The following is an 8,774-nucleotide window of genomic DNA, read 5'->3' as shown; positions in this document are numbered from 1 at the left end:
ACGATAGGTCGTGGGTCCGACGCGGACGGGGGTTTACCGTGGCGGTGGACGTTTGCAAGCGACCGAGCGAGGGAAAGCCAAGTTTCGATGATTCGTTCGATGGCCGCGATGATGACGATGGCCGCCAGCGCAGCCGCCTGTCTTCCGATGGTCGCGACACCGGTCGCGGCAGCACAGCCGACGTGTGGCCCCGACCAGGACGACGCGATACGCCTCGCGTTCGCCCAACTGCCGTTCGAACCACTCACCGGGGCCCCATGGGACAGCACACCGGTCGACAGCAACTACGACCCGTGTTCGGAACTCTCCACCATCCTCGTGACGACCGAGGGCGGCACCGGAAGCTCGCCCGTGCAGGCCCTGCTGTTCCATCGCGGCGAGTACGTGGGAACGGGGACGTCCAAGGCGTACGGCTTCACCTCACTGGACTCCGCGGCCAGCAGCGACGACATGGTCGTGCTCAATTACAAGGTGCCCGGCGAGTGCAACGCCTGTGCGCCCGCGGCGATTCACAGCGCGCGGTATCGCTGGAACGGCGACCGGGCCGTGATGCTCGACCCGCCGCCACCGACGGCTTGAGGAAGGAGCATGAGGTGAGCGAAACGACGTCACCGCGCCTGGGCCCGAACTTCCATGAGGCGCTGGGGTTCGCCGCCGAACTGCACCGCACCCAGACGCGCAAGGCCTCCGAGGTTCCGTACGTCGGCCATCTTCTGTCGGTCGCCGGGCTGGTGATCGAGGCCGACGGCACCGAAACCGAGGCGATCGCCGCTCTGCTGCACGACGCCGCCGAGGATCAGGGCGGTGACGCGACACTTGCGACGATCGAAGAGCGCTTCGGCCCAGAGGTTGCCGGCATCGTCGAAGAGTGCAGCGATACGGTCGTGACGCCGAAGCCGCCGTGGCGCGAGCGCAAGCAGAACTACATCGAACACTTGAACACGGCCTCGGACAGCACGATTCGCGTGTCGATGGCCGACAAGCTGGATAACGCCAGGGCGATCCTGCGCGACCTGCGTCGCTTCGGCCCGAAGGTGTGGCAGCGCTTCACCACCGATGACCCGCACGAGCATCTGTGGTACTACCGCTCGCTGCTCGAGGTGTACCGGCGGCGCAGCGACAGCTGGCTGGTCGACGAACTGTCCCGCGTCATCGAGACGCTGGCCGAGGAGATCGGCCCCCCGATCGCCGCTACCGTCTGAGGTATGAGCGCACGCGACACGGTGTGGATCTCGGCGGCCGAGGTGGCGCGGCGAATCGATGCGGGTGAACCGCTGACGCTGTTGGACGTGCGTTGGCAGCTCGCCGAGCCCGATGGCCGCGCCGCCTACGAACGGAGACATCTGCCCGGGGCGGTGTACGTCTCGCTCGAGGACGAGCTGAGCGATCACACCGTCGAAGGCCGTGGACGGCACCCGCTGCCGTCCGGGACCGCACTCCAGGCGGCCGCCCGTCGCTGGGGCGTGCGAACCGGGGTGCCGGTCGTGGTCTACGACGACTGGAACCGCGCCGGATCCGCACGCGCCTGGTGGGTGCTGACCGCGGCCGGCATCGACGACGTCCGCATCCTCGACGGCGGCCTGGCGGCGTGGACGAGCGCGGGCGGTGCATTGCAGACAGGGCCGATCGAACCCGAACCAGGCGACGTGACCGTCGCCCACGACGACCTGTACGCCGGTGCTCGCCGCACGGTCGCCGCCGACGCGCTGCTGGAACCGGGCAAGCTGGTGCTCGACGCGCGGGCGCCCGAACGGTTTCGCGGCGAGGTCGAACCGGTCGACCCGGTGGCCGGGCACATCCCCGGAGCGGTCAACGTGCCGAGCACCCGCCTGCTGACTGACGACGGCACGCTGCTTTCCGACGCCGACCTGGCCCGGGTGTTCGAGGATGCGGATGATGACGCCGCGGTGTACTGCGGGTCGGGGGTGACGGCGGCGGTGACGATCGCCGGCCTGGCCGCCGCGGGAGTTGACGCCGCGCTGTTTCCCGGTTCGTGGTCCGAATGGAGTTCGGACCCCTCGCGCCCGGTGGCGCGCGGATCCGACTGACGCAGACATGGGGAGGCCCTCCCGGGATACGCCGCCCGGGAGGGCCTCTGTGGAGGTGAGCGCTTGTGATCAGCGGCGGTAGTCCGGCTGGACCCGCTGCAGGTGGTTGATGCCGTGGTTGCGGTGGGCACCGGTGGGCGGGTGGGCTTTGACGTTCGGGGTGGCCACGAGGCCCGGCCGCGGGGTGGTGTCCTGCGTGTAGGTTCCGGCGTTGGCGGCTCCGGCGAAGCCGAGGGCCCCAGCCAGGATTCCGGCTACAACGACCGGCAGGGCGAAGAACTGGGCGATGCCGCGGGTGGTGTTGGTGTTCATTGCGATCTCCTCGTTGAGTTCGTCTTGTTCGTTTCTCTGCCGGTGTTCCGGCGATGACTCAAGAGTGCTGGACCGCGGGGCTTCTGTATGTCGACCGACCGGAGGTTGAACCGGACGAATTGTGTGTCCACCGATCGGGGGATACGTCCTAAGCTGCAGGAGGCGGACAGGAGCACATATGGACGTTCTGCGCACACCCGACGACCGCTTCGCGAACCTCGCCGGTTACCCGTTCGCGCCGCACTACGTCGACGTCACCGCGTCCGACACGGAGCCGCTGCGGATGCATTACGTCGACGAAGGCCCCGCCGACGGCCCGGCCGTCGTCCTGCTGCACGGCGAACCGACGTGGAGTTACCTGTACCGCACCATGATTCCGCCCCTGGCCGCCGGCGGCTTGCGGGTGCTGGCGCCCGACCTCATCGGATTCGGCCGTTCCGACAAGCCCTCTCGCGCAGAGGATTACACCTATCTACGCCACGTCGAGTGGATGACATCCTGGTTCACCGCGCTCGACCTGCGCGACACCACGATCTTCGTGCAGGACTGGGGATCGTTGATCGGGCTGCGCATCGCCGCGGAGCAGGGCGAGCGCATCGCGCGCGTCGTCGTCGCCAACGGCTTCCTGCCGGCCGGACAGAACAGCGCGAACCTTCCGTTCCGGATCTGGCGCGCATTCGCGCGTTACACGCCGGTGTTTCCGGCCGGACGCATCGTCGCGATGGGCACGGTGACAGACGTGCCGGCACGCATCCGCGCCGGATACGATGCGCCGTTCCCAAACAAGCGCTTTCAGGCCGGGGCCCGCGCGTTCCCCGCCTTGGTGCCGACGGAACCAGACGATCCCGCGTTACCGGCCAACCGCGCGGCGTGGGATGCGCTGGGGCGCTGGGAGAAACCCTTCCTGTGCGTCTTCGGCGCGAAGGATCCCATTCTCGGCCGCGCCGACCGGCCGCTGATCGAGCACGTCCCGGGCGCGTCCGGCCAACCCCATGCCCGCATCAACGGCAGCCACTTCGTGCAGGAGGACTGCGGCCCCGAGCTGGCCGAGCGAATCCTGCAGTGGCGCACCTAGCCTCGGGTGACGGTGTTCCTCGACGACACGTTCACCTCGGGGTCGCCGGAGTGGTAGATCACCTGGTTGTCGAAACCTGACGCGCCGATCTCGTCGGCGCTGTCGATGCTCACCTGATTTTCGACGCCCGACACCGTCACAGTCAGGCAGTGACCGAGCAGGGTCACCGTGTTGTTGACCCCGCTGACGGTGATGTTGCTGCCATTGCATTCGACGGTTTCGTTCCGCTGGACCCCGGAGACGCTGTAGTTCCCGCCGGCGGGCGCGACGGCGACCTTCGGTTCGTCGCTGGGCAATTGAGTGGGCAGGACGACGGTCGGCGCCCCGCGCGAGGGGCCGATCGTCACGCTGCCGCCGCGGGGATCGTCCCCGGCGGCGATGGAAATGCCGGGGCGACCAGTGATCTCCTCCGTCTTCGAGTTCAGCGTCCACACCAGCGCACCGATGCCCGCGACGATGAACACCGCCACCGCGGCGACGAGTCCGAAGATCAACCCGAGTGGTGCGCCGCTCTTCGTCGGCCCGGGCGGGAAGGACACGCCGAACGGAGGCGCGCTGTACGGCGACTGCGGGGGATAAGGCTGGTGCGGCGGTCCGTACACCGGCGGGGGCAGAGCCGACGCCTGGTAGTCGTCGGCGCTCCGCTGCGATGTGCCCAATTCGACGGCGCCGTGATCGGCCAGCGGTTGCTCCAGCTGCCGGATACGCGCCTCCGGGTCGTCCTCGGGGTTCATGCGCAGATGGTGCCATAACGTCGTTTGCGCCGCCTGGATACCGGCAACCCGGCACCCATGCTCGGAAAGCTGCGATCAACCGTCGTCGACTGCAAGGATCCGATGCGGCTCGCCACCTTCTACGCGGGCGTTCTCGGCGGCGACATCGTTAAGGAAGACGACACCTGGGTGGTGCTCACCGATCCGCAGGGCAGACGACTGGCGTTCCAATACTCACCGGAGCACGAGCCGCCACGCTTCCCCGATCCGCACGGTTCGCAGCAGTTCCACCTCGACATCCAGGTCGACGACCCGGACGCGGCCGAACACGAGGTGCTCGACCTCGGCGCCACGCGGGTGGCCGACGCCGAGGAGGATTCGAAATTCCGGGTGTTCCGCGATCCGGCGGGGCACACGTTCTGCCTCGTCTGGGGCATCTCCGACTAGCCCCGGCGGCAAATCGCCGGCGCGAGGTTATCGGAGCGCCGAAGTTGGTACTCAGGACCCGTGGTGGCTCCAGGGTTTGTAGCCGTCGGCAGCGGTCCGGCCGGGGTGAGCGCTGCGGAAACGTTCCGGAGCAAACACCCGGACATCCCGGTGCGCATCCTGACCACCGACCCGGCGCTGCCGTACGCGAAGCCGCCGCTGAGCAAGGACTTTCTCTGCGGTCGCGACACCAACCTCTCGCTGCACAGCGAGCGGTGGTTCGAACGCAACGCCGTCGACCTGATCCGGGGAATCACCGTCGACCGCATCGACGTCGACCGCCAGGAGGTGGTGACGGCGGGCGGTCAGCGTTACCCCTACTGGCATCTCGTGCTCGCCTCCGGCTCCGTCCCGGTGCGGCCGCCGATCCCCGGTGTGGAATCGACGTTGACGCTGCGCTCGTTCGCCGACGCGGTCGCGCTGAAGATGGCCGCCCGGTACTCCGACTGCGCCGTGGTGATCGGCGCCGGACTGATCGGCTGCGAGGCCGCGTCCTGCCTCGCCGCGCGCGGGGTGGCCACGATGGTCGTCGCCGCCGAACACGTCCCGCTGCAGCGCAGGTTCGGCCTCGAGGCCGGGGAACGCGTTGCGAAGCTGCTGTCGGACAACGGTGTTCGGTTCGCCGGCGAGACGACGGTGGCCGCGATCGAGGACACCCGCGTGGTGCTGGGCAGCGGCGAGGCCGTCGACGCCGACCTCGTGGTGTGCGCGACCGGGGTCCGCCCGGACATCCGCCTTGCCGAGAACGCCGGCCTGCAGGCTCGCGACGGGCGCATCGTCGTCGACGAGCACATGCACACCTCGGCGCGCAACGTGTACGCCGCGGGCGATGTGGCGCTGGCGCACAACGTGACCGCCGGCCGGCGGATCCCGGCCGAACACTGGCGTGACGCCGCGCATCAGGGCCACGTCGCCGGCCTGACTGCGGCCGGCTTCCCCTCGGCGTGGGACACCGTGCCCGGGTTCTCCTGCACCATCGGCACTTCCGTGCTCAAGTACCGCGGGTGGGGCGTCGGCTTCGACAGTGCCCGGTTCGTAGACCACCACACCGGATTCACGGTCTGGTACGAGTCGGGCGGCGACGTCGTCGGGGTGCTCACCCTCGACGCCGACGACGATCACCGCCGCGCGGGGGAACTGCTCACCGGTTCAGGCTGACGCGAGCCCGTGTTCGAGCGCGTACATGCTCGCGCCGATCCGGTTCGAGACGCCGATCTTGGCGTACACATGCTCGACGTGGTTGCGCACGGTCTTCTCGCTGAGCACCAGCTTGGCCGCGATGTCCTTGTTGCTCGCCCCCTGTGCGACCAGGCGCAACACCTCGACCTCGCGGGCGGTCAGCCCGTCGGGCCGCGGCGCACGCCTGCCCGACGCGTGCCCGGATGCCTGCAGCACCGCGTCGGCGGCGGCGGAGTCCAACTGCCCCTTCGACACCCGCTCCCGCAGTCGTCGGGCCGCGCCGGCGGGTCCCAGCGCCTCCCGGTAGGGGCGCGGTTCCAGCGCGCTCTGATAACTCACCGCGCACGCCAGCAGCCGATCGGGCATCGCGAGCTGTCGCGCGGCCAGGCCCCGCGTATACCCTGAGCCGTCGAGACATTCGTGGTGGTTGGCCGCGACTGCCGCGATCTCCTTCAGGGCCGGTACCTGCGAGAGAATTCGCTCGGTCAGATACGGGTGCAGCCGCATCCGCTCGAACTCCGCCATGCTGAGCGTGGCCGGTTTGGACCAGACCTGGTTCGAGACACCTATCCGGCCGAGGTCGTGCACGTACCCTGCGCGCCGCGTCGTCGCGACCGCCTCCGGATCGAGCCCTAGCACCTCGGCGGCGGATGCGGCCAAATCGGCTACCGCGCGTGAATGCCCGAGCGTGAACGGGCATTTGAGGTCGACGAACTCACCCAGCGCCATCAGCAGCGTGTCGAGCGCGTCGCCGTCGAGATGTGTTTCGCGATCGGGTGCATACCGCAGCGCTGTCGCCCACGCGTCTCCGGTGGACGGCACCGACAGGATGTCGTCCGGATCGGCGACGAACGCGTCGACGACCACAGGGTCGAACTGTCCGCCGCGCCTGCTGCGCGCCATCGCCACGGCACCGTCGACGCCGTACTCGCGTTGGTGTACCTCGACCATGTCAGCGACCTGAGCCACCCGCATCTCGATCGGTATCCCATCGCCGGAGGCGCCGGTCGGCAGCCCGCCGCCGTCGTAGCGTTCGAAGGTGTGGCGCAGCGCATGCTGCACGTCGGTACCGAGGCCGATGTGTTCGGCCAGCAGCCCGGCCGACGTGCAATGCGAGTGGATCAGCTGCGAGATGTGCCCGCGCGCATTGGCATACAGCGTCGCCGCCGTCTTCAGTCGGGTGAGCAGCGACTCACCGCGACCGAGGTTGGTCAGCAGGAAGCGGTGGTACGGCAGTCCGGACCAGTCGACGAGGTACGAGCTACGTCGCACCGCGATGTCATCGCCGAACCACCGGGCGTACTCATGTGAGTCGGCGTGACAGCCGATCCACATGATCAGCGTCGTGTAGTAGATGCAATCGCGCTGTTGTGCAGTCAGATTCAGGCGGTCAGCCAGCCGTGTCGCGATCAACGCGGATCGCAGCATGTGTTCGGCCGGCTGTCCCAGCCCGAGGTCGACGGCGACCGACAGCGCCGCGAGCACTTCCGCCCGGGTCGGAAGATCCTGTGGGGTGCGAGGGCCGGCCACAGCCCGATTCTGCACCGTCGGCATGGCCGGATCAGCCCGTTAGGTCAAGACGGCCGGCATCGCGGTGGCGTGCGACGTCGAACGCCTCGAACAGGCCCTGGGCCACCACGCAGATGCCGCGCTGCGGAAGCTGGAAGTCGGCCAGGTTGCCCTGCACCGGATGTGGACCGACGGGGCCGAGGTCGACGCCCTGCACGACGGCCGACGAATCGACGACCGCCCACACCCGCCGTGGCGCGATGCGGAACTCCTGACCGTTGGGCAGGTTGCCGGTCAGCCGCATCCTGCCGATGCCGAGCGCCGGTCCGACGATGCGGCTCATCACCCGCAGCATCCGACGGTTGCGGGCGGCGGCGGCAGGTATGTGCGACCCGATCGCGCTCATCAGCCGCGTGCCAGGGGTCGTGCCGATGTCGACACGCCAATCGAGCACTCCCGCAATGGAAATCGCGAGCGACCAGGGTGTCAGCCACTCGGCGTCGATGGCGCACACGACCGGATCGATCGGTGTCGCCGAGCTGAAGTACCGCGAGCAGCTCTGCGGGCCGGGTGTGGTGGCGTAGAAGGTCCACACGCCGTCCGGTGTGCGGTGCCACACCGATTTGTAGGCAGGCGAGAACGACGTCTCGGGGAAGTCGCGGTAGGCGAGGTAGTGGCCGTTGGCGAAGGGCAGTCCCATGACGCCGAAGCCGACGACGCGCTCCTCGTCCCCGTCGGGCAGGGGCATGGTCTTGGTGGCGGCCGCGAGGGCCTGTGGTGTTTTGGTCATGGTCGTCATCGTGTGGCACCCGGCCGGCCGCTCACATGGGGCAAACGCCCCAAAATCGCTAGGGGACGGGGCGCAGGCCCGCCAGCAGCGAGCGCACGCCGAGGCGCCACCGCTGTTCGATAGAGGGCGCGGACGACCCCAGCCACCGCCCGAGTTCCTGGACCGCAAGGCCCTGCGCGAGCGCCAGCAGCACATGGGCGATGTCGGCGACGTCGCCGGCCAGTAGCCCCCCGTCGACGCAGCGCTGGATGCGGCCCGTGAACGCCTCACGCACCGAGGCGCCGGCCGCCGCTTCATCGGGTCCTGGCTCGAGTTCGGCGAACGGCCGCGCGAACATCAGCTGGGCGAGCCACGGGTACGACCGGCAGAACGACCGGAACACCGGCACCAGCCGTTCCAAGTCGGCGAGCGGATCGTCGGTCAGCGGCACCGTCTCCAGCTCGGCGCCCAGCAGCCGGAACCCCTCGAACACCATCGCCCGCAGCAGCCCGGCCTTGTCGGAGAACAGCTCGTACACCGCGGGCACCGAGGTGCCCGCCCGCTCGGCGACCCGTCGCGTGGTGAAGCCGGAGATCCCTTCCTCGGACAGGGTCGCGACCGCCACGTCCAACAGGTGGTCCCTCAGTTCGGGCGTGCGTTGCTTCGCCCTCGGCATCGGACCG

General features: G+C 69.0%; 11 protein-coding genes. 6 read left to right on the top strand and 5 right to left on the bottom strand.

Going from position 1 to position 8,774, the window contains the following annotated elements; genetic code table 11:
• Positions 1-99: 99 nt before the first annotated feature.
• From A5698_RS21170 to A5698_RS21160, 3 genes are read left to right on the top strand one after another with little or no spacing between them, the layout of a single operon-like run.
• Positions 100-579 (top strand): LppP/LprE family lipoprotein, encoded by a 480-nt coding sequence (locus A5698_RS21170; RefSeq protein WP_068300721.1) that lies wholly within the window; start codon positions 100-102, stop codon positions 577-579.
• Between the two features lie 14 nt (positions 580-593).
• Complete coding sequence (locus A5698_RS21165; RefSeq protein ID WP_068300719.1) at positions 594-1,202, top strand: HD domain-containing protein; 609 nt, start codon at positions 594-596, stop codon at positions 1,200-1,202.
• Between the two features lie 3 nt (positions 1,203-1,205).
• A complete protein-coding gene (locus A5698_RS21160) occupies positions 1,206-2,048 on the top strand; it encodes a sulfurtransferase (protein ID WP_068300717.1) in 843 nt (280 codons plus the stop codon).
• A gap of 69 nt (positions 2,049-2,117) precedes the next feature.
• Here the strand turns inward: A5698_RS21160 and A5698_RS21155 are convergent, their stop codons facing one another.
• A complete protein-coding gene (locus tag A5698_RS21155) occupies positions 2,118-2,360 on the bottom strand; it encodes a hypothetical protein (RefSeq protein ID WP_068300715.1) in 243 nt (80 codons plus the stop codon).
• A 178-nt stretch (positions 2,361-2,538) separates the two neighbouring features.
• Here A5698_RS21155 and A5698_RS21150 point away from each other — a divergent pair, with 178 nt between their 5' ends.
• Positions 2,539-3,435, top strand: coding sequence for a haloalkane dehalogenase (locus A5698_RS21150; RefSeq protein ID WP_068300713.1), 897 nt, complete (start codon positions 2,539-2,541; stop codon positions 3,433-3,435).
• On the opposite strand, the gene A5698_RS21145 is transcribed toward A5698_RS21150, so the two are convergent.
• Complete coding sequence (locus A5698_RS21145; RefSeq protein ID WP_068300711.1) at positions 3,432-4,169, bottom strand: DUF3060 domain-containing protein; 738 nt, start codon at positions 4,167-4,169, stop codon at positions 3,432-3,434. The two genes, A5698_RS21150 and A5698_RS21145, sit on opposite strands and share 4 nt — an antisense overlap.
• Before the next feature lie 57 nt (positions 4,170-4,226).
• Between A5698_RS21145 and A5698_RS21140 the strand changes: the two genes are divergently transcribed.
• Positions 4,227-4,595: a VOC family protein gene (locus A5698_RS21140; protein ID WP_068300708.1), complete on the top strand. Its 369-nt coding sequence runs from the start codon at positions 4,227-4,229 to the stop codon at positions 4,593-4,595.
• A gap of 60 nt (positions 4,596-4,655) precedes the next feature.
• On the top strand, positions 4,656-5,792 hold the full coding sequence (locus A5698_RS21135) for an NAD(P)/FAD-dependent oxidoreductase (RefSeq protein WP_068300706.1): 1,137 nt from the start codon (positions 4,656-4,658) through the stop codon (positions 5,790-5,792).
• Here A5698_RS21135 and A5698_RS21130 read toward each other — a convergent pair.
• Genes A5698_RS21130 through A5698_RS21120 form a run of 3 tightly spaced genes read right to left on the bottom strand, consistent with a single transcriptional unit; the run spans position 5,784 to position 8,767 of the window.
• Entirely contained in the window at positions 5,784-7,367 is a 1,584-nt protein-coding gene (locus tag A5698_RS21130; RefSeq protein WP_068300705.1) for an HD domain-containing phosphohydrolase, read from the bottom strand. The genes A5698_RS21135 and A5698_RS21130 overlap by 9 nt on opposite strands.
• 7 nt (positions 7,368-7,374) lie before the next feature.
• Positions 7,375-8,112 (bottom strand): hypothetical protein, encoded by a 738-nt coding sequence (locus A5698_RS21125; protein WP_502688968.1) that lies wholly within the window; start codon positions 8,110-8,112, stop codon positions 7,375-7,377.
• Between the two features lie 58 nt (positions 8,113-8,170).
• Positions 8,171-8,767: a TetR/AcrR family transcriptional regulator gene (locus tag A5698_RS21120; RefSeq protein WP_068300703.1), complete on the bottom strand. Its 597-nt coding sequence runs from the start codon at positions 8,765-8,767 to the stop codon at positions 8,171-8,173.
• Positions 8,768-8,774 lie beyond the last annotated feature (7 nt).

This window comes from Mycobacterium sp. E136 (assembly GCF_001666865.1).
GTDB lineage: Bacteria > Actinomycetota > Actinomycetes > Mycobacteriales > Mycobacteriaceae > Mycobacterium.
The sequence above is the reverse complement of the archived record's forward strand: the minus strand, read 5'-3'. Positions and strand labels throughout refer to the sequence as shown.